At 51.6% G+C, this 26,264-nt stretch carries 19 protein-coding genes; 10 read left to right on the forward strand and 9 right to left on the reverse strand.

Annotation, left to right across the window (positions count from 1 at the left end):
• Positions 1–43 precede the first annotated feature (43 nt).
• Entirely contained in the window at positions 44–910 is an 867-nt protein-coding gene (locus ACYVAD_RS12910) for a tetratricopeptide repeat protein (protein WP_461139909.1), read from the reverse strand.
• Positions 911–1,069: 159 nt separating this feature from the next.
• On the opposite strand from ACYVAD_RS12910, the gene ACYVAD_RS12915 reads away from it, so the two are divergent.
• Both ACYVAD_RS12915 and ACYVAD_RS12920 read left to right on the forward strand, forming a co-directional pair.
• Entirely contained in the window at positions 1,070–1,477 is a 408-nt protein-coding gene (locus tag ACYVAD_RS12915) for a PadR family transcriptional regulator (RefSeq protein ID WP_461139910.1), read from the forward strand.
• 21 nt (positions 1,478–1,498) lie between these two features.
• Entirely contained in the window at positions 1,499–4,036 is a 2,538-nt protein-coding gene (locus ACYVAD_RS12920) for a PspC domain-containing protein (RefSeq protein WP_461139911.1), read from the forward strand.
• 84 nt (positions 4,037–4,120) lie between these two features.
• Here the strand turns inward: ACYVAD_RS12920 and ACYVAD_RS12925 are convergent, their stop codons facing one another.
• The 6 genes from ACYVAD_RS12925 to lepA form a co-directional block, all read right to left on the reverse strand.
• The gene (locus tag ACYVAD_RS12925; RefSeq protein ID WP_461139912.1) at positions 4,121–5,188 is read right to left on the reverse strand and encodes an AI-2E family transporter; all 1,068 of its coding nucleotides are present in this window, start codon (positions 5,186–5,188) and stop codon (positions 4,121–4,123) included.
• Positions 5,189–5,284: 96 nt separating this feature from the next.
• Complete coding sequence (locus ACYVAD_RS12930) at positions 5,285–6,670, reverse strand: L-serine ammonia-lyase (protein WP_461139913.1); 1,386 nt, start codon at positions 6,668–6,670, stop codon at positions 5,285–5,287.
• Between the two features lie 20 nt (positions 6,671–6,690).
• Positions 6,691–7,467, reverse strand: a complete 777-nt coding sequence (locus tag ACYVAD_RS12935; RefSeq protein ID WP_461139914.1) for an oxygenase MpaB family protein — start codon at positions 7,465–7,467, stop codon at positions 6,691–6,693.
• A 73-nt stretch (positions 7,468–7,540) separates the two neighbouring features.
• Positions 7,541–8,266, reverse strand: coding sequence for an OmpA family protein (locus ACYVAD_RS12940; protein WP_461139915.1), 726 nt, complete (start codon positions 8,264–8,266; stop codon positions 7,541–7,543).
• A 352-nt stretch (positions 8,267–8,618) separates the two neighbouring features.
• Positions 8,619–9,686: a hypothetical protein gene (locus ACYVAD_RS12945; protein ID WP_461139916.1), complete on the reverse strand. Its 1,068-nt coding sequence runs from the start codon at positions 9,684–9,686 to the stop codon at positions 8,619–8,621.
• 129 nt (positions 9,687–9,815) lie between these two features.
• Positions 9,816–11,603: a translation elongation factor 4 gene (gene lepA, locus ACYVAD_RS12950; protein WP_461139917.1), complete on the reverse strand. Its 1,788-nt coding sequence runs from the start codon at positions 11,601–11,603 to the stop codon at positions 9,816–9,818.
• 510 nt (positions 11,604–12,113) lie between these two features.
• Between lepA and ACYVAD_RS12955 the strand changes: the two genes are divergently transcribed.
• The 4 genes from ACYVAD_RS12955 to ACYVAD_RS12970 all read left to right on the forward strand — a co-directional run bounded on the left by ACYVAD_RS12955 (position 12,114) and on the right by ACYVAD_RS12970 (position 15,420).
• Complete coding sequence (locus ACYVAD_RS12955) at positions 12,114–12,593, forward strand: Lrp/AsnC ligand binding domain-containing protein (protein WP_461139918.1); 480 nt, start codon at positions 12,114–12,116, stop codon at positions 12,591–12,593.
• Between the two features lie 282 nt (positions 12,594–12,875).
• Positions 12,876–13,418 carry an ATP-dependent protease subunit HslV gene (gene hslV, locus ACYVAD_RS12960; protein WP_461139919.1) on the forward strand — a complete coding sequence of 181 codons (543 nt, stop codon included), beginning with the start codon at positions 12,876–12,878 and terminating at the stop codon, positions 13,416–13,418.
• 99 nt (positions 13,419–13,517) lie between these two features.
• Entirely contained in the window at positions 13,518–15,005 is a 1,488-nt protein-coding gene (locus ACYVAD_RS12965) for a sensor histidine kinase (protein ID WP_461139920.1), read from the forward strand.
• Positions 14,956–15,420: a response regulator gene (locus tag ACYVAD_RS12970; protein ID WP_461139921.1), complete on the forward strand. Its 465-nt coding sequence runs from the start codon at positions 14,956–14,958 to the stop codon at positions 15,418–15,420. Before ACYVAD_RS12965 ends, ACYVAD_RS12970 begins: the two co-directional genes overlap by 50 nt.
• 38 nt (positions 15,421–15,458) lie before the next feature.
• Here ACYVAD_RS12970 and dacB read toward each other — a convergent pair whose 3' ends face one another.
• A complete protein-coding gene (gene dacB / locus ACYVAD_RS12975; protein ID WP_461139922.1) occupies positions 15,459–16,967 on the reverse strand; it encodes a D-alanyl-D-alanine carboxypeptidase/D-alanyl-D-alanine endopeptidase in 1,509 nt (502 codons plus the stop codon).
• A gap of 586 nt (positions 16,968–17,553) precedes the next feature.
• On the opposite strand from dacB, the gene ACYVAD_RS12980 reads away from it, so the two are divergent.
• Entirely contained in the window at positions 17,554–17,772 is a 219-nt protein-coding gene (locus ACYVAD_RS12980; protein ID WP_461139923.1) for a hypothetical protein, read from the forward strand.
• 124 nt (positions 17,773–17,896) lie between these two features.
• Here the strand turns inward: ACYVAD_RS12980 and ACYVAD_RS12985 are convergent, their stop codons facing one another.
• Entirely contained in the window at positions 17,897–19,210 is a 1,314-nt protein-coding gene (locus tag ACYVAD_RS12985) for an esterase-like activity of phytase family protein (protein WP_461139924.1), read from the reverse strand.
• Positions 19,211–19,649: 439 nt separating this feature from the next.
• On the opposite strand from ACYVAD_RS12985, the gene ACYVAD_RS12990 reads away from it, so the two are divergent.
• From ACYVAD_RS12990 to purL, 3 genes are all read left to right on the forward strand, one after another.
• On the forward strand, positions 19,650–21,080 hold the full coding sequence (locus ACYVAD_RS12990; RefSeq protein ID WP_461139925.1) for an MBL fold metallo-hydrolase RNA specificity domain-containing protein: 1,431 nt from the start codon (positions 19,650–19,652) through the stop codon (positions 21,078–21,080).
• Between the two features lie 108 nt (positions 21,081–21,188).
• Positions 21,189–22,142 (forward strand): acetyl-CoA carboxylase carboxyltransferase subunit alpha, encoded by a 954-nt coding sequence (locus ACYVAD_RS12995; protein WP_461139926.1) that lies wholly within the window; start codon positions 21,189–21,191, stop codon positions 22,140–22,142.
• Positions 22,143–22,359: 217 nt separating this feature from the next.
• Positions 22,360–26,031, forward strand: coding sequence for a phosphoribosylformylglycinamidine synthase (purL, locus tag ACYVAD_RS13000; RefSeq protein WP_461139927.1), 3,672 nt, complete (start codon positions 22,360–22,362; stop codon positions 26,029–26,031).
• Positions 26,032–26,264 lie beyond the last annotated feature (233 nt).

Here is a 26,264-nt window from a genome sequence, read left to right on the forward strand (position 1 = left end):
GTCCGTACGAATGCGAGCAGGGAAGAAGCGTGTAGTGGCAGCCTTAGTACTGGGTTTTTCGGAGCATGCTCCCAATAAAACTGCCAACGAACGTAAGACCAATCGAGCCAAACAAACTAAACAGCTGTACATCCCGGTGAATGGTTACCTCGCTACCACCCAACACGACGTAATACCCGATCAGCAGAACAAACGTTTGTAGAATCGCCAGCGACCAACCTTTACGTGGTTCCAGAAACCCAATACCCATAGCTGAACTGGCAGCCCACAAATACGGCCAGTGAATAACCGAGCTGATTTTGATGATGGTTAGCAAAATAATGCCGGATACGAGAACGAGGCCTGCGTTAACGGTAAATTGCCGATCAAAAAACGACCGGCGGGCCACGGGTCTTACGCTCTGTTGCGCTAGCTGTTTTGCTTCGATCTCATCCGCACGAGCTATATCCTGCTGCCCTTCTTCAGGATGATCGAGTTGCAGACGAGTTTCACCCCGCCAGCGGAAGGGCTCGGCCGAACTTCCCTGCGAGTAAAAAACTGCTTTGTCGAAGTCATAGAACGCCTTATCGTAGGACTGTTGATCGAAAAGAATCTGACCACTTTCCAGGTGCAGTTCCGGAATACTGTCATCGTAGCTTTTTCCCGCTCTCAGGTCTGCCAGCGCTAAAGCCGTTTCACCCTTGGCCCGGTAACAGCGGGCGCGGTACAGATAAGCTACGGGCGACTTCGCTTTCGTCTGGATGTCCCGCGTAAAATAAGCAATAGCCCGGTCGTACTGCTGGTCGTCAAACAACGTAATGCCTTCGCGCAACCGATCGGCTTCTTTCTCGGCTTCAGTACGTTGATCCGCGTAATAGCGCAGGTAGATAATGTAGCCGACGAAGGAAGCTACGACAAGAAACTCAAGCATAGGTTAACGTGAAATATGTACGCAGATAACAACTGCTACCGTTCATCCCTGGTTTCTGACCATTGCTACGAAGATCAATAAGTTTTTAGAAAGGTACCTTGCATTGCAAAGTACCTTATGCTACCTTTGTTTCATGCTATTAACGAAATCCGTACACCAATGAATATTGAAAACGCTCAGGTGCAGATGCGGAAGGGAATTCTGGAGTTCTGCATACTGCACATCATATCCCGCGGTGAGATCTACGCGTCCGACATGCTGGACGAGTTGACCTCCGCCCGGATTATGGTGGTTGAAGGAACGCTTTATCCGCTGCTGACCCGGCTCAAGAACGCCGGGTTACTGGATTACAAATGGGTTGAATCAACCTCTGGACCACCACGCAAATATTACGTGCTGACCGAACTGGGACGAAACTCGCTGGAGGCACTGAACGAAACCTGGCAGGAACTGGCTGAGTCCGTCGCTGCCATTATTGGTAAGGCCGGGCCACACCTGAAACCGGTTAATGGCGCCACACCTGTGATGCCGCCGGCCGATCCGATCACTTCTTCATCCAATGCTTAACCTACACTCTTTGTAATTGCCATGAAAAAGACCATCAGCATCAATATCAGTGGGGTCATCTTCCACATCGAAGAGGATGGCTACGAGAAATTAAGAAATTACCTGACGACGATTCAGCAGTACTTTTCGACCTACGAAGACAGCCAGGAAATCATCACAGACATTGAGAACCGTATTGCCGAAAAACTGCTGGTAAAATTGAAAGCAGCTGACAAACAGGCCGTCTCAGTGGAAGATGTTAACGAACTGGTTGCCGCCATGGGGACGGTTGCTGATTTCGAAGCCGTCGAGGAAGAAGAAATTCTGGTTACCGGTGGTGGCCGCCACTCGGCTACGGGCTCAGTACCTCCGATCGGCCCCCGCCCCGTCAACACGGGTAGCGGTAGTACGGCTGGGAGCTCGCAGCCAACCGGTAGTGGTGCCTACGCTCAGCCCCGTCGGCTGGTGCGCGATCTGCGCCGGAAAACGTTGGGTGGTGTTGCGGCTGGCCTGGCTCACTATTTCAACTGGGACGTGGTTTGGGTCCGACTCATCTTCGTAGCCCTGGTCGTTGGTTTACCGGCTTTGCTGGGGGCTTCGCCTAACGGGGAGTTCTTTGGTGGCTTAAGTGGCTTTACTGTCTTTGCGTATATCGCTATGTGGATTGCCCTGCCCGGCGTAGGGACTATTGAAGAAGACAAGACCGTCAAGAAATTCTACCGGAACCCCGAAGATAAAGTGCTGGGCGGGGTAGCGTCTGGTCTGGCGGCTTACTTCGGGGTCGATATCGGTGTCGTTCGGTTGTTATTCGTGCTGGGGATTGTTTTGTTCGGAGCCGGATTCCTGCTGTATATCGTGCTCTGGCTTATTTCGCCCCAGGCTAATACGCTGACCGAGAAAATGGAGATGCAGGGCCAGCCCATTACGTTGTCGAACATTGAGCACAGCATTAAACAGAACCTGAATATTAACGAAACGCCCAACAACGAAACTACATTGACCCGAATTCTGCTGTTTCCGTTCCGGGCTATATCGGTGATTATTAACGGGCTGGGCAGCGCGCTTGGGCCGTTGTTGAACGGAACGGTGACCCTGATCCGGGTTATTGCGGGGATCGCGCTGCTGATTGCTGCCTTCGCGGGTATGGCCGCCTGTCTGGTTATGCTGGGAGCCGCTGTTGGCGTTGGATCGGGCATGCCATTCAATCGTGGTTTCCCCGTAGACTTGTTCCGGGCGGATATAACGCTGCCTATGATTCTGTCTACGTTCCTGCTCGGGTTTTTGCCTGCTTTGGGACTTGGTATTCTTGGGGTAATGCTGATTACCAACCGGGCAGTCATTCATAGTCGGACGGCGCTGGCGCTGGCGGGTGTATGGCTCGTGAGTATGCTGATCTTTGGTGGAACAGCCATGCCGTTGATCCGTGGTTTCCAGCGCAAGGGAACGGTCGAAGAAACGAAAATACTGAACGTGCCGGCTCCGACGCCAACGTTTGCGCTAAACGATAATGATGATGATTCATTTCAGCAAAACCCATCCATCGTGCTGACGGGCTACGAAGGGACGACGATCAATCTGGTGCAGCGTTTTCGGGCGCAGGGTACAACTCGGGCTGAAGCGCAGGCCAACGCCCGCCAACTCGAGTACAGCTATGTGGTACGTGATTCGGTCGTCCGGTTTAACAACACCACGGAACTGAAAGCCGGCGCCCGTTTCCGGGGGCAGGACCTGGATATGGAGCTGATGATCCCGTACGAAAAACCGTTCCGCATGACCGAAGAGTTTGCTCGCTACATCCGGAATGAGTTTGGCGAAAAGGAAATTGAGCGGATGGGGGCTAGTATCTGGAAAATCAGCCGGACTGAAGGCCTGGTTTGCCTGAACTTTCCTCGCGAAAAGGATTACCAGGGTGACGAAGAAGACAGTGACGTAACCGACATTACTGAAGATGTGCAAGGGGCCGTTACCCGCGAACTGGGCGACGACTTTGATCGAGTCGGGGCCAACACCCGGCAATTTTCGGTGACTTCATTCGAGAAAGTAGATATCGCCGGGGCTTTTGTGGTACGCTTCCGAAAAGGAGATCAGTTCAAAGTCGTGGCTGATGGTCGGGAAGAAGATCTGGACGACATCAAAGTAAAAGTGGACGGGGATCAACTTAAAGTGTCCATCGACGGAAAAGGCATGTTCGACTGGGGTAACCGCAAGCGTATGGGGCTAACCATCACGGTTCCCACGATCAACGAGCTGCATTTGTCGGGCGCGTCGAAGGCCAGCCTGGTTGGGTTTGGGAACTTCGATGATCTGGACCTTGACATGAGTGGTGCCTGCCGTACGGTATTTGACGGGACGGTCAACAAGTTGAACGTTGATATGTCGGGAGCGTCGAATGTGTTGTTGCGTGGTCGTATTCAAACGCTGGATGTTGACTTGAGCGGAGCCAGCAAAGTTGATGCGACGGACACTACGATCGACAAAGCGATTGTCGAAGCGAGCGGAGCCAGTCACGTTAATCTAGGACATGTGACCTCACTAGAATCCGAAGCTTCTGGCGCCAGCAAGGTGACGAGACAGGAATAAAAAGTGAGCGAATGGAAAAGCGAACGAGCGGCCTCCGGCAGGATTTCTGCCGGAGGCCGCTCGTTCGCTTTTCCATTCGTTGATCTATACTTCCCGCGTCGCTTGCTGCTGAACTTCGAGTTTGTCTTTGACAACTTCCTTTTCCTGTTTTCTGTTTTCGCGTTCGAAGACTTTCATCAACACGACGAAGTAGGAGAGCAGGAGCGGGCCCATAACCAGCCCCAGAATACCGAAAATGGGAACGCCCAGCACAATACCGGCCAGGGTAATCCAGGGGTGAATGTCGCCCATACGTTTGGCAAGCGCAATACGCAGCAGGTTATCAATGTTGATGATCACCACGGCGCCAACCACCAAAATGCCAATGCCCTGCGCCGTGTTTCCCTGAGAAAGCTGAATCAAGCCGGCCGGTGCCCAAATAATGGGGGTTCCTAACACCGGAATGAACGCCATAAAAAACGACACAACCCCCCAGAAGGGAGCATCCGGAACGCCGAATATCCAGAGCGTTAGGCCAGTGAGCGCCCCCTGTACCAGACACACCAACGCCTGACCTAATACGTTAGCGTTGACGTTGTTTTTCAGCGATTCGCCCAGTTCTTTCTGCGTGTCCTTCTTGAAAGGCAGGTATTTCTGAAGTCCTTTCTGAAAATCTTCCTGCTGGGTGTACATGTACCACATTGTAAAGAACATCAACCCGATGATCACAATGAAATCCAATGCGCTGCCCGCTACGGAGGGTAATAACTGACTGGCATAGGTACCCGCCTGAGTCAATGCCGTTTTAATATTTTGCTGACTGGTAATCTGATAACCCGTCAGATCTTCTATTTTCTTGGCCAGTCCCAGAATCTCATCACTGTGTTGAATGTAATACTGAATACGACCAACTAAGAGTAAACTGAGTGTTAAGAAGGGGAATATGATAACGACCAGCGAGAAAATAATGAGAAACGTGACCACCAGCGATCGGTTCCAGCCACGTTTAATCGCCAGGGCGTTGAACCAGGGGAGAAAGACAACGTAAAGAATGCCGGCGCCCAGGAAGGCCGAGATGTAACCGCTGAGGCCAACGATAATAAACCCGCCAATGATAATCAGGCTGGTAATAAGCAGAACACGCTGCTGTTTGGTGGTATATATATTAGTCATGATTCGCGCAGGATACTGAATTCAGGTCGTTTCGATCTGCTCCCATACTACGCGAACCACGCCTAATTGTTTGAAAAACCTACCTCGTACGTAAGTCTAGCACTCTGTGGCACTGAGGGCCAGTCCCGCTTCGGAGGTTTCTTTGTACTTGGTCGACATGTCGCGGCCGGTGGCTTTCATCACCTTCACAACGGCATCGAGCGAAATCTTTTGAAAGGATGCGGCTCCTGATGTTGCCAGCAGAAACGCATTATAGGCCTTAACCGCGCCCATTGCGTTACGTTCGATACAGGGAATCTGTACGTAACCGCCGATGGGATCGCAGGTCATGCCCAGGTGGTGCTCAATACCAATCTCGGCAGCTGCTTCAATCGTGTTGATGGAGCCAGCCGGCTGGGCGCAGCGGGTCAGGAAGGCCGCGCCCATGGCCGAAGCCGTACCGATTTCGCCCATGCACCCCATTTCAGCCCCGGAGATACTGGCATTGTGCTTCACCAGAAAGCCAACGGCGGCAGCGGCCAGCATACCACTGCGTAACGTAGTACGGTCGTAATGGAAGTGATGTTTGGCCAGAAACGTCAGCCCCGGAATAACGCCCGACGCGCCCGACGTAGGAGCCGTTACGACAATGCCTCCGGCCGCGTTTTCTTCCGATGCCGCCAAGCAGTACGCGTTAAGGAAAATCAGAAAGCTGTCGGACGACTGGCTCATGCCTTTGGCCTGCTGGTACAAAATAGGGGCTTTGCGGCTCAACCGTATGGTTCCGGGCAGGATACCTTTGTGACGCAGCCCCCGCCGAACGGCCTTGTGCATGAAATCCAGAATCTGATCAATCTTCTGGTTGATGGTCGAGCGACTTAACCCCGTCAGTGCGGCTTCGTTGGCTAACATCAGCTCATCGAGCGTGATGGTATGCGTAGCCAGTTGTGCTTTTAGCTCATTCATCGTACCGTATGGGTAGGGTACCGATGTACTAGCCGGATCTGCTTCCGGCTCGCCTTTGCGGATGATGAATCCACCGCCAATGGAATAGTATTCTTCTTCGTACACGGTCTGACCGCCAGCCGCCAGTTTCAAAACCATCGTATTGGCGTAAGGCGAATCGTAGCGCACCCGCTCGAAATGAATGTGCTGCGGCCCAACGGGCAGAGTCATCTGACCCGATTCTACCGAATACGTTACGTCGGGATTGCGGAGTAAGGTCAGTAGTTCGTCGGGATCAACGGTTTCGGGCTGCCAGCCTAGTAAGCCCGCTACAATAGCGCGGTCGGTACCATGGCCTTTTCCCGTGGCGCTCAACGAGCCGTAGAGATGAATGTGAATGGCATCGGCCTGCTGCTGAACACTGGCAGGAAGAGTAGCTAACCGCTGTCGAAAATCAAAGGCGGCCTTCATCGGGCCGATTGTATGCGAACTGGATGGACCCGGTCCTATTTTAAACAGGTCGAAAATTGACGTGGTGATCGGGTTACTGGTCGCCATGGTAAAGAGTTGATGAAGAGTTACTGGTCCAGATCCTGAATCTGCTTCAGGTACTGGGTAGGCAGCAAGATACGCTGAACGATCGAACGCAGACCCAGGCCGTTTAAAACTTTATACAAGCCGACCGTATAAGCCAGCAAGGGCTTGCGGGGGAGGGCCAGCAACTGGTGTACCTGGTCGGGCACCATTACGGCCTGTGCCTGACGTAACAAATCATAGCGCCAGCCGCCCAGTTGATCCCGATACCGCTGGAATAGCGTATCGGTGAACTCACTACGAACCAAATCCTGATTAAGATGGGCCTGCCGGTCAACGACCCAGTCAGTATACGTCTGCGGTAAATCAGGAACGTGCATGCCAGCGCCAACTTGCCGAAACGTACTAAAGACTTCTCCTCGTTCGGATAGGGTCAAGGGGCGGTGTAGGGTTTCGTAGGCTCGGATCGAATAGTCGATGAGCATGTATAAGACATCCCGGTAGGCCCAGTCCGGAATCTGGTAGCCCCGTTTCTGCTCGACCCCACCGTGGATGGCTCCCATACGGGCAATGGCCTGCCGGGCTTTGGGCTCAGGCGCAAAAACAATTTCCTGGGCGTAACGTACTGTCGAAAAAAGGCGACCAATCGGATCAGCAGGGAGCTTGCCCGTAAAGAATAGCCAGTCGACGGCCCGGTTGAGCGCGAACTCGGCGGCCGAGCCAGCAAAAATCAACAGAATTACGTCGGCATCTCCCCAGATCTTACGAACGATGGAGCCGGGCGCGACAAAATGAGTAGTTGACGAATCGCTAAGCGTCATGAAATGGATTAGAGAGAGTCCCGTCTCATAACAACAATAACCGGCAATTAATAACCAGCCAGGCGACAATTTTTTAGATACTCAGTACCACAAATTCGACCCGGCGGTTTTTACGCTTATTCTCTTCCGAGTCGTTGGGAGCCGCCGGCCGCGAGTCGCCATACCCTACAAAGCGCAGGCGATTTTCGGTGATACCGTTTCGCATCAGGTAGGATTGAATGATTTTGGCCCGGTTATGGGACAGAGCCTGATTGAGTCGCCGATCGCCAACGTTATCCGTATGGCCTGCAATCTCAATGATGAGTTTCGGCGTCGTTCGCAGCGTCTTAACAAGTTTGTCCAGTTGCGGGTACGACTCGGTGCGTAGGACGTAACTGCTCTGATCGAAATACACTTTGTCGAGTTGAAACGTCTGATTTACCTGCAAGTCTCGAAAAACAGAATCCGGTTTTTCCTCCCGTTTGGCCAGTCTGACTACGTAAGCATAATCAGCGCAGGTGTCGCAGGAAACGGCCATTAGCTCTTCACTGATGTAATACCTGGGTGCCTCGGCAACGACGGTCAACGTATCCGCGTGTCGTAAGGAGAACGTAAAGGGTTTACTGCCCAAACTGACACCCGTAAATTTCTTCTTGGCCAGTTGAGCTTCGACTGTAAACGTAGTCGATACAAAAGCCGAACTGGCATCATCCACTGCCGTCAGAGTGAATAGGGTTGGCTGCGCCGTTTGTTGTTTTCGCTGGCCGTAGACCAACGGGCTTATCAATAGCCAGCAGATGAATAATAGACCAGAACGCATTTTCTGCTTGCATGAGTTAGTTGACAAACTCCCGCAAAACCAGTGCCGGTTTAACCGATTCGCCAATGATCCTTAGAGCCTCTGGTCTTTATCTCACTTTCTTTCGCGTAATGAATACTCACCGAACACGCGCTGTTTGTCCTCGTTTATCATAACTTGATTTTAAACACGAATTCCTATTATCGCGCAGTACGTGCAGTACAGTTCGGGAGTAGAAAAAATCGCGGAGGATGAAAAACAGATAATCAACGAGATTCTGGCCTCTATGCATCACTTGAATGATCGCACACGGGAAATGTACGACCGCCGAACTTTTTACGCTGTATGGCTGAATCCGTGATAACTGGCTACCCTACTTTAGCATCGTTACGTGTCCATTCTCCAGGATACCGATTCCGTCGAACTGAGAAAGGAAAACAAGGGTGGTTTTCTTCACAGCGGCAATTTTATTGATGTTGTGGGGTACAATAGTAATGCCCGCGGGAGCCGTGGTTAGTTCTGAACTGGATGTAGCTATCTTTTTCCAGTGCTGGGCTTCTGTACGGTTGCTCGGTATGTTACCGCGGAAAATACCGTTCTGCGAAGCAAAGTAAAGGACGTTCTCATACGGGCTATAGACAACCGACTCGATGCCCTCGCCCTGAATCGTGTACATTTCCGTTCCAGTGTTAACTTTAACGGGTTCACTCCAATGGGCTTCATTGTCGAATAGTAACGTCTCCTGGAAATTTTTGAATCGACTGATCGTGCCACTTGTCTGCATATGGTTCGTGGCGGCTGATACGTAGACGGAGGTCGAATCTTCGGAAAAGGACTGGACAGGATAGAGCCTTTCTTCAATGTCTGCCAGAATCGGCTTGATGAAGGTTTTCTTGTCGGTATCGAAAATGAATAGTTTTCCGCCCCACTCGCCAAAGTCAAATCCAACCCAGATGTTGTTGTCTTTGTCCATGTGGAAGCAACTCAATCCTTCCCACCTGTCTTCGTGCATGGTTTGATTGGCAAGCCGGGACAGTTTAGAAAAGTAGAGCTGGCCCGTTGCCAAGTCCTGAATTCCTTTGTCCGTAATGGCATACCCTTTGTTCTGGCTGTTAAAAACCAGACCCAATATAGTATTGGTGAGCGTCTGCCGAATTTGCCAGGAGTCAGTAGCTTCGTTATACGTTTTAAGCTGATTTACATTGTCGGCAACAAAGATTGTTCCCTGTCTGTCCTGCGCCAGATGGGTAATAGCAGCATCATTACGTATCGTTTTAGTTACTTTTTTGTGTTCGCGATCAATTATTCTGACTTCGCCACCGGTCGTGAGTACCCAGATGGCCTTGTCGCTTATGAGAAAGTCTTTATACTGGACTTGCGCCTGTACTGGATTGACGATTGATAGTAGAGAAATGAGTAAAAAGAAAATGAAGGTGGGCATGGGAGACTGGTTCGCTAAGTTGCCGATGTGGTGTAGATGAATTCAGATGGAGAAATCCATGTACAAGGGTACAAACAAAAAGTCTCGCCATGAATCATGGCGAGACTTTTTGTTTATGCGTAGCGATGACTAGTTGATCTTTAACACGGCCATGAAGGCTTCCTGCGGTATTTCGACGTTGCCGACCTGGCGCATGCGCTTCTTACCTTTTTTCTGTTTCTCGAGCAGTTTACGCTTCCGCGAAATATCACCACCATAACACTTGGCCAATACGTCTTTGCGAAGGGCGCTCAGCGTTTCGCGGGCGATGATCTTTTGCCCAATGGCAGCCTGAATAGCGATCTCGAATTGCTGACGCGGAATCAGTTCCCGCAGTTTCTCGCACAGTTTCTTACCCCATTCGTACGATTTCGACCGGTGCACAATGGCCGATAGGGCATCAACCTTATCCCCGTTAAGCATTACGTCCAGCTTCACCATGTCTGATTCACGGTTGTCGATGAACTCGTAATCGAGCGAAGCATAGCCGCGCGAAATCGTTTTGAGTTTGTCGAAGAAATCGAATACAACCTCAGCCAGTGGCATTTCGAACTGGAGTTCAACCCGGTCAGCGGTCAGGTAAACCTGATTTTTGAGAATGCTTCGCTTGTCCATGCACAGACTCATGATACCGCCAACGTACTCGGCTTTCGTGATGATCTGCGCCCGAATGAACGGTTCTTCGATGATGTCGATCAGGTTCGGTTCGGGCATCTCGGCTGGTGCCGATACCTGAAGTTCCTGCCCTTTGGTGGTGAGGACCTCAAACCGTACTGACGGAACAGTCGTGATAACGGTCATGTCAAACTCGCGTTCCAGCCGTTCCTGAACAATCTCCATGTGGAGCATGCCCAGGAAGCCGCAGCGGAATCCAAAGCCCAGAGCCGCCGATGTTTCAGGTTCCCAGACCAGAGCTGCATCATTCAGTTGCAGCTTTTCCATGGCGTCACGCAAGTCTTCAAACTCGCTGGTTTCAACGGGGTAAATACCGGCAAAAACCATCGGTTTAACCTCCGAGAAACCTTGAATCGCCGTGGTAGCCGGGTTATCAAGCGTGGTGATTGTATCACCCACTTTTACCTCTTTTGCCACTTTGATCCCGGAAATCAGGTAGCCTACGTCGCCACATTCAATAACATCTTTGGGGACCTGCGATAACCCCAGCGTACCTACTTCATCGGCAATGTACTCTTTGCCGGTGTTCATGAATTTCACCCGGTCGCCCTTACGGATACGGCCGTTAACATTCCGGAAGATTACTTCGATACCCCGGTATGAGTTGAAATGCGAGTCGAAAATAAGCGCCTGTAATGGGCCGGTCGGATCACCTTTCGGAGCCGGAATCCGCTCGACAATAGCCGCCAGGATTTCGGGAACGCCAATGCCCTCTTTACCGCTAGCCGGAATAATATCGTCCCGATCGCAGCCGAGCAGGTCCACCATTTCGTCTTTTACCTCCTCGGGCATAGCGCCCGGCAGGTCGATTTTATTCAGTACCGGAATGATAACCAGATCATTGTTCAAAGCCAGGTACAGATTTGAGATCGTCTGAGCCTCGGTACCCTGAGCCGCATCAACCAGCAGCAGGGCTCCTTCGCAGGCGGCAATAGACCGTGATACTTCGTACGAAAAATCGACGTGGCCTGGGGTGTCAATCAGATTAAGCGTGTAAGTTTCACCCTTGTGGGTGTAGTTCATCTGAATGGCGTGGCTTTTGATGGTAATACCACGCTCACGTTCCAGATCCATGTCGTCCAGCAACTGCGCCTGCATGTCGCGGGCACCAACCGTCTTGGTGAATTCAAGAAGGCGGTCGGCCAGCGTGCTTTTGCCGTGGTCGATATGGGCAATAATGCAAAAATTACGGATATGCTTCACGTTCGAAAAACGGGGGAGTCTTTTACTAATAAACCGCAAAAATAGGCAAAAAAGTCTGCGTTTGAGTCGGTTTCGATACGTAACAAAAAACAAACGCCGGTCTCATCGCGGAGCCGGCGTGTTCGATTACACTTCATCAACAAACTAAAAACCAATTCGATCGTCGAAACGATCATGGCTGTAGGAGGGGGACTCGAACCGCCCACGGTGCAGTTAGCCACAGTACAACTCTGGTGGTCAACCCCAGTCGCTCCGAAGAGCGGCATTATGCTGCGTTTATCCTTTATCACCACCCCCGAGACAGGAGGGCACGTCTGCCAATTTCGACATCCTACAGTGTGAGTAAAGTTATCAAGAAGACCGGCGTGTGACCCCGCTCGATCAACTTGACAATGCAAATATAATAGACGGATTCAATATGTTGCAAATTTTTCAGAAAAAAAGTTGAAAGTTTAGGGTATATTTAAAAATAGGCTAGTTTTGTTAGCATTCATCAAATAAGCTACCGGCATGGCGGACAAAAATTTAGAAATTGATAATACTGATCTGAAAATACTGAGTTTACTGATGCAGGATGCTAACATGCCCTATACTGAGATCGGTAAACGGATCTTCGTTTCGGGTGGTACAGTCCATGTTCGGATGAACAAGCTTAAGCAGATGGGGATTGTCCGGGGCTCTCAATTGGTCATTGATCACACGAAGCTGGGCTGGGACATCAGTGCCTTCCTGGGGATTTATCTGGACAAAAGCTCACTCTATGCCGAAGTAGCCAAGCAACTGGAGAAAATTCCGGAGGTAGTCAACATTCACTATACGACGGGTATCTACAGCATTTTCGCCCGGATTGTTTGCCGGGATACGCAGCACCTGCGCGAAGTATTACACGACAAGATTCAGAAGGTGAGCGGTATTCAACGTACCGAAACGTTTATTTCACTCGAAGAAAGCGTTAATCGCCCGATCCCGTTCAGTGAGGAGAGCGAGTAGCGCTGTCGTTGAGCAGCAACTGAGCGCATGTGTCGCGAAATCAAGGGTGTATGAGTACCCGTCGAGCATGCTGACGGCTGCTTGGATGCGTTAAAATCTCATTGTCTGAAACGATTTTCAACTGTATGGGCGTACATAAAGAAGCAACAAGTCGGTAATTATGGTAGCTCATCCCCGCATCTATTAGCGACTAACCGGAACGTACATTCTGCGATTTTTTCGCACCGGGTGCGATGAAAAGGGTGCGTACTGCGTTATAAGCAATAATATAGTCATCTATCAATGCAACCCACAATTCACGCAACCACTGTAGTTGGTATTCGGCATAACGGCCAGGTGGCGCTCGGTGCCGACGGACAGGCAACCATGGGCAACACGGTCGCCAAGAGTAACGTCCGTAAAGTTCGCTCACTGATGGACGGTAAAGTACTAGCTGGTTTCGCCGGTTCAACTGCCGATGCCTTTACGCTCATTGAGCGATTTGAAGAAAAACTGAATGCTTACGGCGGGAACCTTAAACGGGCGGCCATCGAATTAGCCAAGGACTGGCGTACGGATCGCTACCTGCGTAAACTGGAAGCGATGCTTATCGTTGCGTCGAAAGACGATCTGCTGCTGGTTTCGGGTACGGGCGACGTCATTGAACCCGATAGTGACGTAGCTGCGATTGGATCAGGGGGGATGTATGCGCAATCTGCTGCACTGGCGTTGAAAAAGCATGCTGTTGAGCTCTCGGCCGAAGAAATGGTGCGCGAGAGCCTGCACATTGCCGCTGACGTGTGTATTTACACCAACCACAACCTGGTTGTTCAATCGCTTGACTAAGTAAATTTCCGCTGACCGGCGCCTTATGTGGCTGGTCTGACTCCGTGGGAGACCTGTCTCTTTTTGGTTATATTTGTCCCGTTCGGCTCCCGTAACGTTATGGCGAAACTAAACCCATCACTTCTGCGATCAACGAACCGACGTATTGCGTTTGGGTTCCTGGTAGCCAGTGTGCTGATTGCACTGGGGTTTTTAATGTCGCTGTTGACGTACGATCGGTACAACGAAGAGAGCAAACGAGTACAGCGAACCCAGGAGTTAATTGGTCAGCTTCAGGATGTGCTGTCATCACTGAAAGATACCGAAACCGGTGTGAGGGGATTTATTGGCTCCGGAGACCGGGCTTTTTTGGAGCCTTATAACGCAGCTCTTCCCCTTATTCCCAGTCAGTTAGCCCGGCTGCACTATTTGGCGGAAGAAAGTAGCCGGCAATCAAGCCGAATCGATACGCTTAATAAGCTCATTGAAATAAAACTAGCTAACCTGGCGCGGTTGGTCAGCGAGGCAGAAAGGATGACCCCCGAGCTACGGGCAATTTATCTCCGAGTCGACAAACGGTACATGGATCAGATTCGGGTGTGGTCTGCCCGGGCCATTGCCGCCGAGAAAGTGCTGCTCAATACGCACATGGAGCAGACCGACTACTACTTCCGGAGTGCTATTGCAGTCATCTTTGTGCTATCCCTGTTGACATTTCTGGCGCTAGGTATGTCATACCGATTGTTGACAAACGAACTGGAGCGACGGCAGCGAAACGAAGACCAGCTCCGGGCCTACGAGTTGCAACTGCGGGATCAGTTACGTCAGCTGGAATCGTCCAATGAAGAGCTGGAACGGTTTGCGTTTGTGGCGTCTCATGATTTGCAGGAACCGCTCCGGAAAATTCAGTCATTCGCTAATCTGATCACCGATCGGTACACAAATCTGTTCGACGCGGATAGTATGATGTTTATGGGTAAGATCACGAAATCGGCCGAGCGCATGTCGAAGCTGATTAAAGACTTGCTGAACTTTTCCCGGATTTCCAGTCATCAGGAAGAATTTCGCCCCGTAAACCTAAATCAGATTATTCAGCGTATTCTGGACGATCAGGAGTTACGGATCAAAGGGCTCAACGTGCAGGTCGAACTGGGAAAACTGCCAACCATACCGGCCGTCTCCAGCCAGATTGACCATCTGTTTACTAATCTTATCTCAAACGCCCTGAAGTTTCACCGGGCCGACGTTACGCCGACGTTACGTATACAGGCGAATGAAGTGCGAGCAGGAGAATACCCCGAGCTGATGACTAACCGACGGTACGTCTGCATCAGCGTCGAAGACAATGGCATCGGTTTTGAAGAAAAATATATTGAGCACATTTTTAAACTATTTCAACGGTTGCATGGCAAGACGACGTTCGAAGGAACAGGTATTGGGCTGGCCATCTGCAAGCGCGTTGTCCTGTATCATCACGGGCATATTACTGCCCACAGTCAACCAAATCAGGGAACTACCTTTATGGTAATCCTGCCGGAAAGTCAATTACCAGATGATTATGATCGATCAACCTCAACTGAAATCTATTCACATACTATTAGTGGATGATGATGAGGATGACCGCTACCTAACCAAGGAAGCGTTCCACCAGCATTATCCTAAAAGTCGCATTTCGTTTGTAGAAGATGGTGAAGACCTGTTAGACTTCCTGTATTACCGGGGCCGGTACAATGGGGCGGCTCATACCCTGCCGGAATTGATTCTACTGGACCTGAACATGCCCCGGAAAGATGGTCGCGAAGCCCTGCGGGAAATAAAAACGAGCGATCAACTGCGGCACATACCTATTGTTGTTCTGACAACGTCTGACGCTAAGGAAGACATTGAAACCTCATACCATAACGGCGCTAACAGCTTTATCACGAAGCCCCCGACGTTCCAACGCCTGAGCGAAGTGACCAAAGCTATTGGTCAGTATTGGTTCAATGTCGTGACCGTTTGTGAACACGAAACCGAAGAATAGAATATTGGCTGGTGGCCGGAGGAGATCAGCTGCTCTGGCTACCGGCCCGATAAGCTAACCAGGTTGACAAATAATTTCTCCAGTTCGGACGTAACGGTTCGGTTATGGCCGGGGGTAAATTTGTTTACAATCACGCAGAAACACATCGGCTCCCCGTCGGCTGCGGTGAAGTAACCGGCGTAGGCACGGACGCCCTCGATCGAGCCGCTTTTCGCCCGGATTCTTCCGGCCGCAGTTGTTCCCCGCGCCAGTCCGCGCACTGTTCCCGTCTGACCGACTACCGGAATCGTCTCGTAAAACTGCGGGAAGGTTTTCTCCCGCCCCAGCGCGCTCAGTACGCCCGTCATGGTAGTGGCCGTCAGGGCACCCGTAGTCGACAGCCCGCTGCCATCCCGAATCCGGAAGCCATTCAGATTGACTCCTTTCTTTATCCAGTACGCAATTAGGGTATTGATGCTAGCTTCCGTCGAACGAACGTTTTTGTCGAGGGTCAGTGCCGTTGTGCGTAGCAGCGCTTCAGCGTAGAGATTTATACTCTGAAAGTTAGTTTGCTGGGCTATCTCAAGTAATGGGGGGGACTTATGCTGGGATAACATCGTTCGTTTACCGTTGGCTTTGACGGTCATACCATTCCCTCCGCCAACGGAAACGGGGGGATTATTGATCGTTACGTTCCGGCTGGTGAGGGTTTGCTGCAAAGCGTAGGCCGTAAAGAAGGCCGGGTCGGGTAGGGAGCCTTTGACGCCGAATTCCGGCCCCAGCGGCACCTTGCCCGCCAACCAGCGTTGCGTCTGGAACGGAGCGCCGTAGATAGTCACCTGGTCACCGGTTTTTGCCGCGTTGGTCGTCACTGTGTTCTGAAACGTTAGGTAGGGCAACGACGGATCTGTCCGCGAATAAGTGGCTGCCTGACCCACCGCCCGACCAGGTTTGAAAAAGACGCGGTACAAATTTTCGTTAATGTTCAGCGCGCTTAAACTAGCGCCGTAATAGTTGCCCAGATCGCTGAAAGGCCAGGTGTTGGGCGTGGTCAGATCCTTGTATAGTCCAGCATCACCGACGACGGTCCCCCGGATCTGCCGGATACCTTTGGCTTTAACCGCATCAGCCCAACTCGCCAGTAAAGCAGTCAGATCGTAATAGTTGGGAAAACGCCAGCTACCCAGTGAAGGATCTCCTGTGCCCCGGATGTACAAATTCCCGGTTAGTATGCTGTCCCTGACAGTACCGTCGTATTCCAGGGTGGTTGTGTATGTATAGTCGCTGCCCAGCACGGCCAGCGCCGTTCCTGTTGTAATGAGTTTGAGCGTTGATGCTGACGAAAGACTTTTTTGATGATTATACCCAACGAGTTCGGCGCCATCCCGCACCCGCCGAACGGACAGCGCCACGGTGCCATACCGAGCTGCCGGGCCGGCCTGGAACGACTCTAACTGTTTGTACAGTCGCTGGAGAACCAGCGAGTCAGCCGACGAAAAATGACGTGCCCGAAGGGGCAGGGGATACGTAAGAAATAAGGTAAAAATCAGCAGATAAAAACGCGGCATAGAATGATTTTCGAGTAGGCAATGGCAGGGCTACATGGTTTGGCAAATTGTACCCGGTCAACGGACATGCTTTTCCGGATGATCCAATCGATACGTTGCCTCCCGAGGTGTGGAGCAACAAATATAGGACCAGACCCTGGCAATTGAGGGAACCGCTAACGTTCTCCGGATTTTATTAGACGGAGTAATCTGTTTACAATTTCGTAATCAGCCAGTCGGTGACGAGTGCGGTAACCAACGTCAAAGCATGACTAGTCACCGTTTTACGTCTTTATGATTTCCCACTGGGTAAATGAATTAATGAATTTGTTGGCCGGCAACAGCCGATATGTCCAGTACCCGCGTCGAATCAAGTTAGTTTTCCTTCTTGTTATGCTCACCTTTCTGGCGTTGCCTTGGCTAATCTGGTGGATGTGCTAAACCTGGAATCGGTAGCTCCCACAAAACGAGTTGCTTACGTCTCCAGCCCGTCTGACAAGCGGATGAGCCATTGTTACGGAACTATTATGAATCCGCTCGCAGCCCATTTTATTCGCCATTCGGCACTTACTTTGCCCGCGAAATTGTCGCACGACGACGCAAACTTATGACAACACCATTTTATTGCCGGAGTCAGTTGGTATACCATACGAACGAAGACTGTCCTCAGGGAAAAAGTATTGACGCCGGCGATCGGCAGCAGGGTAAAGGAGGGAAGCCGGGCTGTTTATGCTGCTATCACTTAAACAAAGCGCGACAGAAAAACGGCGGCCGTTACGGAGTTATCAAGCGAATTCTTAGTGATAAAGAACAGCCGACTTACTGATCAAAACTTGCCAGCGTAATCAGATAGCGAGCGCGCAACTGGACGTAGAAAAACGCAAAACCGCGTTGCAAAACCCGATTGGGTCCGCAACGCGGTTTTGCGTTTTGTAAAGATACGTGATGCCCTATTTTAGTGCCGTTGGCAACGTAACGAAATAAATGCGGTTCCGGTCGACCTTACCGGTTGCGGGCAGAATCTTAGGGGCAAAGCCATTCTGCCCGTTGTCGACTACGCCGAAATCATCATCGTTCGAAATGGCCAACCGATTATTGCCAATCAGAGCGATCCCCTCCGCCTTGTCGTGGGGGTAGACCGGCGAAATCTGGGTCAATAGATCAAAAACCAGCGTTTTTGTAACGGGGACCACGCCTGCGTTTTGCAAACCCGCTTTATCTTTCAGCTGCTCTACTGTCAGGCCATTGTAGAGCTTGCCAGCATCAGCATTGGTTGGGTCAGAAATGTCGGTTGCCCCAGCTAGATCAAATTTATAAATCCGCTTAAACGTAGCGGGCTTGGCTGGATTACCGCCGTAGTCGCCATCCCGTTCCAGCGCCAGGAACGTTGTGGACGTAATAGCGGCAATTTCACTGCATCCCGTCAGGCTGGCGTTTTCCATCAGGTAAGGGTATTGCTTGGTGGCACCGGTAGCGATATCGAACGTAACGACACGCAGCACCGTCGAGCCCGAAACCGCAGACGACGACGGATTGTACATGGGCGACTGCATCAGGCCAACCAGCGTTTTGCCATCGGGCGTAATAGTTAGGCCTTCCATGCCCCGGTTCGGCCGACGACGGGCCAGTACTTTGGGCAAGGTACGACCGCCCGTGCCGGTGCCGAATGGGTTGATGCGTTCCAGCGTTTTGCCCGTTGCGTCGACGTGTACGATGTGAGGGCCGTATTCGTCGCTGATCCAGAAGCTACCATCCGACGCCCGGACGAGCCCTTCCGAGTCCAGACCGTTCGGATCGGGCGTAATAGGCTGCCCATTTAGATCGAGAGCCGTTTCGCCGGTGCTGCCCTGCCCCGATGGGTTTGGTAGCCCCGTCAGCAACTGACCGGCCGCGTTTTTGAGCAGGATTGTCTGTTCCAGCACCAGTTGATTGTTAACCAGCCGGAATTTGCCAATCTGGGGCGTAAAATCGTCTTTGCCAAAAATAATGGAGTTAGCGGCCGACCCTGCTGCGTTGGGACCGCGGTCGGTTAGCAGATAAAAGACATTCGCATCCGTTGGGTCGGTTGCCAGGGCCGAGCCAAACCCGCCATTGTAGATAATGGTACCATTCGGCGCGGTCGACAACACACTGGGGTTCGAAGCTTCGGCAAAAGCAGGGTAATTGATCGCTGAAACGAGGTGATCATTGCAGGAGACGACAAAAAGACCAGCCAGCACCGTACAACTGAGCGCCGGAAAAAAAGACGTAAACGGTAGTTTCATGGGGAGTGTAGCGCTGAGGTAGACAGCGTTGTATCCGCAAAGGTAAAATGCACTATATTACCCTATTGTGATTTCAGAGGCTGGTATATTACGTAGCGATTAAGCTTTGAAAATGACTTAGTTTATCCTGCTGGCATAGTCTGCCTAGCGCGGGTTTGCTTGCGAAAACTGCCGGAAATGATAGGTCAGTTGACGGTGAGAAAGACAGAAACTGGATGGGATTGGAGGGATGACAGCGCCTGCTCTATGTATTGAAAGCAACCGAACGGTACATAGCAGGAGAGAGGCTTTTTAACGCGGAAAACAGAGCGTATTAAAAGGAAATAGCGGCTATCTGCTTTCGAATTCGTACTTTTGCAAACTTAGGCATCAGGCCACCCAACTTGCGCTACCTCAACCATTACAAGACATTAATAACATCGGATATTTAAGCTGACGCATGAAATTATCATTTCTGGGGGCGGCCCGGCAGGTAACCGGTAGCATGTACCTGCTGGAACTAGAAGACGATTACCGAATCCTGGTTGACTGCGGGTCTGATCTGCAACGATCTGGCCCAAACGACCAGCCCGCTCCAACAACTCCTCAACTGGGGTTTTTCCCGTTTGAGGCTTCGAGTATAAATTTAGTACTGCTTACCCACGCCCACGTTGATCATTCGGGGAATCTGCCCAACCTTTTCCGCGAAGGCTACGAAGGTCAGATTCTATGCACTGAGCCAACCTTTGCCCTCACGAACGTATTGCTCAAAGATGCGGCTTCGATCAATCAGAAGCGCATCAACGAACTGAACGCCAGTAAGAAACAGCGCGTAAAAGATCGCCAGATTCAGATGCAGAAAGATCTGTTTCTGGATAGGCAGGTGAGAGAGACGATGGAAAACGTCGTCCCTATTGCTTTTAACCGGAAATTCCGGGTAGCCGAGGGCGTAGACGTAACGTTCTTTCCAGCGGGTCACCTGCTGGGAGCGGCTCATATCGTGATCAACGTTATGGAGAACGGCGAGAAGAAAAGTATCTGTTTCTCGGGTGATATTGGTCGCAAAAATTACCCGCTGCTGGTGGATCCGTCTCCCGTTCCGGCCGTCGATTACTTAGTCTGCGAAAGCACGTACGGCAACCGGCTCCACGAAAACCGGATGTCGCCGGAGGACGCGCTGGCCGATATAATTCAGCGCACTTGTATCGATATTCCCGGTCGGCTGATCATTCCGTCGTTCAGCGTTGGCCGGACGCAGGCGCTGCTTTATACGTTGAACCGGCTCTATACGGAGCGTGGATTCCCGCCCATCAAGGTATTCTCAGACAGTCCGATGGGATTTGAGAGTACCAAGATTTACATGCAGCACATCAAAATGCTGAATGGCGAGGCTAAGGAATTCTACAAGGAAAACGAAACCTTGTTTGATTTTCAGAACTTTGAGTTTCTGGAATCGTCGAAAGCCAGTAAAGCCGCGTCGAATTACGGCGAACCATGTATCATTATCTCCTCGTCGGGGATGGTGCAGGGTGGGCGGGTTGAGTACCACGTTGCCGAAAACATCAGCAACCCTTATTCGACCATCCTGATTATTGGTTACTGCGCCGAAGGAACGCTGGGCTGGCGGTTACTGAACGGTCAGTCGACGCTGACTATCAAAGGCGAAGAACGGCAGGTGCTGGCAAACATTGAGAAGATTGACGTGTTCAGTGGACACGGCGACCGAAATGACCTGCTGGATTTTGTGCGAATGCAATCGCCCGAAACCCTGAAGAACATCTTCCTGGTGCACGGCGAATTTGACAGTATGGAAGCCTTTAAGGTAACCCTAGCCGAAGAAGGATACCCCCAGGTAGTCATCCCGAAAAAAGGCGAAAGTTTTGAATTATAAGGAGCAAAGGGAGGAAGGAAGAGAGGGAAGAAAGGAAAAAGTGTGCCCGTTACGTCGGGATATTTCCTCTCCTCCTCTCCTCACTCTCCTCCTTCCTCCCTTCTATTTATGAGAACATACCTTGACTTTGAAAAACCGATTGCTGACCTCGAAGCACGGCTGGAAGAAACCAAACGATTGGCTAAAACCAACAATGTAGACGTCAGTGGAGCGGTTGCCGCGCTGGAGAGCAGCATCGACAAACTGCGTCGGGATATTTTTCAGAATCTGACCCGCTGGCAGCGCGTTCAGTTGTCGCGCCACCCGGACCGGCCGTACACGCTCGATTATATTTCGCTCATGTGCGACCAGTTTATTGAGATGCACGGCGACCGTACCGTTCGCGATGATCCGGCCATGGTGGGCGGTTTTTGCGAAATTGGCGGGCAGACCGTCATGCTGATCGGTCAGCAGAAAGGACGTAACACCAAGCAGCGGCAACACCGGAACTTCGGGATGCCCAACCCTGAAGGCTATCGGAAAGCCCTGCGGCTGATGAAGCTGGCTGAAAAATTCAACAAGCCCATCGTTACGCTAATCGACACCCCGGGTGCCTTCCCGGGACTGGAAGCCGAGGAGCGCGGCCAGGGCGAAGCTATCGCCCGCAACCTGAAAGAAATGTTCATGCTGACGGTGCCGGTTATCTGCATCGTGATCGGCGAAGGCGCTTCGGGTGGGGCACTGGGCATTGCCATCGGCGACCGGGTGCTCATGCTGGAAAATACCTGGTACTCAGTTATCTCGCCCGAAAACTGTTCGACGATTCTGTGGCGGAGCTGGGATTTCAAAGAGCAGGCAGCCGAAGCTATGAAGGTAACGGCCAAGGATATGACGACCTTCAAACTGGTGGACGGTATTGTGGACGAGCCACTAGGTGGGGCGCACAACGACCACCAGGCCATGGCGCAGCACCTAAAAGAAACTATTCTGAACCTGCTCAGCGAGCTGAACGCTATCGATCCGCAGGAACGGATCAACCAGCGAATCGACAAATTCTGCTCGATGGGCGTGGTGGTTGAATAGAAATTGAGACTGTATGATCAATGAAGCCGCTGGGAATAATCCCGGCGGCTTTTTGCTTTTTAAGGCACTGGATCGCCCGAGTGGAATAGGCTACAGCGAACCCGGATTATTTCAGAACGGTTAGTCAATAGAGGTCAAATCGCTGAATTGACAAGGAAGAGCGGTTAATTTAGTAAATTTGCGTTTCAGTTCACCGACTACTTTACAAGCCAATATAATGATTCATTTCTTTGTGAACCCGTCAGATTACGTCTATGGTGTTCAAACAGAAAATCAACTTTCAACAGAAGATAGTCAAAAACTTAACTGGCTCTTCGGCAACGCGAAACAAGCAGACGAAGCCGTTGTGAGCCGGTCCTACGTGGGCCCTCGGGCCGCGATGGTTACGCCCTGGAGCACCAACGCCGTCGAAATTACCCAGAACATGGGTATCGTTGGTATTATCCGCATCGAAGAGTTTAAGCCGGTTCCGGCTGATTTCAACGAGTTCGATCCGATGATCGCGCAGAAATACACGGCGCTGACCCAGGACATCTACAGCATCAATATTACGCCGGAACCAGTTCTGGAAATTGACGATATTGATGCCTACAACAAGCAGGAAGGGCTGGCCCTGAGTCCTGAAGAGGTTGGCTATCTGACTAATCTGGCTGCTAAAATTGGTCGAAAACTCACTGACTCCGAAGTGTTTGCCTTCTCGCAGGCCAACTCGGAGCACTGCCGACACAAGATCTTCAACGGTACGTTCGTGATCGATGGCGAAGAAATGCCAACGTCGTTGTTCAAGCTCATCAAAAAAACGTCGGAGGCCCATCCGAACGACATTGTTTCGGCTTACAAAGACAACGTAGCGTTCGTCAAAGGACCAACGGTAACGCAGTTTGCGCCTAAGTCAGCTGACAAGCCTGATTTCTACGAAGAGAAAGAATTTGAGTCCGTGCTGTCGCTGAAAGCCGAAACGCACAACTTCCCAACTACGGTAGAGCCATTTGCTGGGGCTGCTACCGGCTCGGGTGGTGAGATTCGCGACCGGCTGGCGGGTGGTCAGGGGGCTTTGCCGCTGGCGGGAACGGCCATTTACATGACGGCGTATTCCCGGCTGCTCGAAGATCGCCCCTGGGAAAAAGCCATGGAGGAGCGGAAATGGCTGTATCAGACGCCAATGGATATCCTGATCAAGGCGTCGAACGGCGCTACTGACTTTGGAAACAAGTTTGGCCAGCCGCTGATCACCGGTTCGGTCCTGACCTTCGAACACGAAGAAAATGGCCGGAAACTAGGTTACGATAAAGTGATCATGCAGGCCGGGGGTATTGGCTACGGTAAACTGAGTCAGGCGAAAAAACATACGCCGAAAGAAGGCGACAAGATCGTTGTGCTGGGTGGTGAGAACTACCGGATCGGGATGGGGGGCGCTGCGGTCTCATCGGCTGACACCGGTGCCTTTGGTTCGGGGATCGAGTTGAACGCCATTCAACGCTCGAACCCCGAAATGCAGAAACGGGCAGCCAACGCCATTCGCGGCTTCGTTGAATCGGATAACAATCCCATCGTTTCGATCCACGACCACGGCGCGGGTGGACACCTCAACTGTTTGTCAGAGCTGGTAGAAGAAACCGGCGGTTTGATCGACCTGGATAAATTACCGGTGGGCGATCCTACGTTGTCGGCCAAAGAAATCATCGGTAACGAGTCGCAGGAACGGATGGGCCTGGTGATTGGTGAGAAGGATCTCGATACGTTGCAGAAAGTGGCCGATCGGGAACGTGCGCCTATGTACACTGTAGGGGACGTAACGGGCGATCACCGGTTTACCTTCCAGTCCAAATCGACGGGCGAGAAACCCATGGACTATGCCCTGGAAGACTTCTTCGGTTCGTCACCCAAGACCGTGATGAACGATAAGAAAATGAACCGTACGTACGCGGATCTTTCTTATGACGTGCAAAATATTCCTGCCTATCTGAATCAGGTACTGCAACTGGAAGCCGTTGCCTGTAAGGACTGGTTAACCAACAAAGTAGATCGTTGCGTGGGAGGCCGCGTCGCGAAACAGCAATGCGCTGGTCCGTTGCAGTTGCCCCTGAACAACGTGGGCGTCATGGCGCTGGATTATAAATCGACCGAAGGGATTGCCACGACGGTTGGTCATTCGCCCCTAACGGCGCTGGTCGATCCGGCCGCCGGTTCGCGCAACGCCATCGCCGAAGCCTTATCGAACATCGTTTTTGCGCCGATTAAAGATGGTTTGAAAGGGATTTCGCTGTCGGCCAACTGGATGTGGGCCTGTAACAACGAAGGCGAAGACGCGCGGCTGTACGAAGCCGTACAAGCCTGCTCCGACTTTGCTATTGCGTTGGGTATCAACATTCCAACCGGGAAAGACTCGCTGTCGATGAAGCAGAAGTACCCGGATGGCAACGTGATTGCACCGGGTACGGTGATTATCTCGGCGGCTGGCAACTGTACGAATATCCGGAACGTCATAGAGCCTGTGTTGCAGAAAAACGCGGGATCGGTATACTACATTAACCTGTCGAAGGACGCGCTCAAGCTGGGTGGTTCGTCGTTTGCCCAGATCAACAACAAGATTGGGCCCGATGTGCCGAACGTTCAGGACGCCGACTACTTCGCGAATGCGTTCAATACCATTCAGGAGTTGATCAAGACGAATCAGCTAGCGGCTGGCCACGATGTTGGTTCGGGTGGTTTGATCACGACCTTACTGGAGATGTGTTTTGCCGATGTCAATCTGGCCGCGAACTATGACCTGAGTGGTTTGAACGAAACGGATACTGTCAAAGCTTTCTTCAACGAGAACATCGCAGTTGTACTACAGGCGAACGATGACGCGGCCTTCGAACGGGCGTTGACAAACGCTGGTATCGACGCCGTGAAAATCGGCTCGGTTCTGGATGGTAACGAGGTGACCGTCAAAAACAACGCGGATACGTTCACGTTCAACGTGGCCGAAACGCGCGATACCTGGTACAAAACTTCGTTCCTGTTGGATCAGAAGCAGTCGAAGAACGGCATGGCGCAGGAGCGGTTCAACAACTACAAAGTACAACCGCTGCAGTACAACTTCCCCGCCCAGTTCGACGGGAAGAAACCAGTTATTGATGCGTTGAAACCACGTCCCAAAGCAGCTATCATTCGCGAGAAAGGATCGAATTCCGAACGGGAAATGGCCAATGCCATGTACCTGGCTGGTTTTGACGTAAAAGACGTACACATGACCGACCTGATTTCCGGTCGGGAAACACTGGAGGCTATTCAGTTCATTGGTGCCGTGGGCGGTTTCTCTAATTCAGACGTGCTGGGCTCGGCGAAAGGCTGGGCGGGGGCGTTCCTGTACAACGAGAAAGCGAAAAAGGCACTGGACAACTTCTTTGCCCGTCCGGATACGTTGTCGGTAGGTATCTGCAACGGCTGCCAGCTGTTCATGGAACTGGAGCTGATCAACCCCGACCACGCGGAGCATGGAAAACTGCACCACAATACGTCCGGTAAACACGAATCGAGCTTTGCCTCCGTCAGCGTGCAGGCGAATAACTCGATTATGTTGAAAACGCTGGCCGGATCAACGCTGGGAGTCTGGATTTCGCACGGGGAAGGAAAATTCAACTTGCCCAACACCGAAGATCAGTATAACATCGTGGCGAAATACGCTTACGAGGGCTACCCACACAATCCCAATGGATCAGCCTTCAATACGGCGATGCTATGCGACGCGACTGGTCGCCACCTGGTAACCATGCCGCACATAGAACGCTCTATTTTCCAGTGGAACTGGGCGAATTACCCGCAGGAACGCCAGGACGAAGTCAGCCCCTGGCTGGAAGCCTTCGTGAACGCGCGGGTGTGGTGCGAAGAACACAAGAGTTAACCAGAATCGATACATATGTAAGGTTACGTTCGTCACGCGTTATTACACGTAAAAACAGTATGTAAAACGACGTTGATTGACTGTTCTGTCAGCGGCTCGACTACTAGTAGTCGAGCCGCTTCTTTTGTGTAACGGTTCGTACTGACGCAATAGCCATGAACGGTTGAGATGAGCTACGGCATTACCATTTTGAGTAATAAGCATTCCAGAATGGTAAAGTTTCAGGCGTTAAC

Source organism: Spirosoma pomorum, assembly GCF_054776615.1.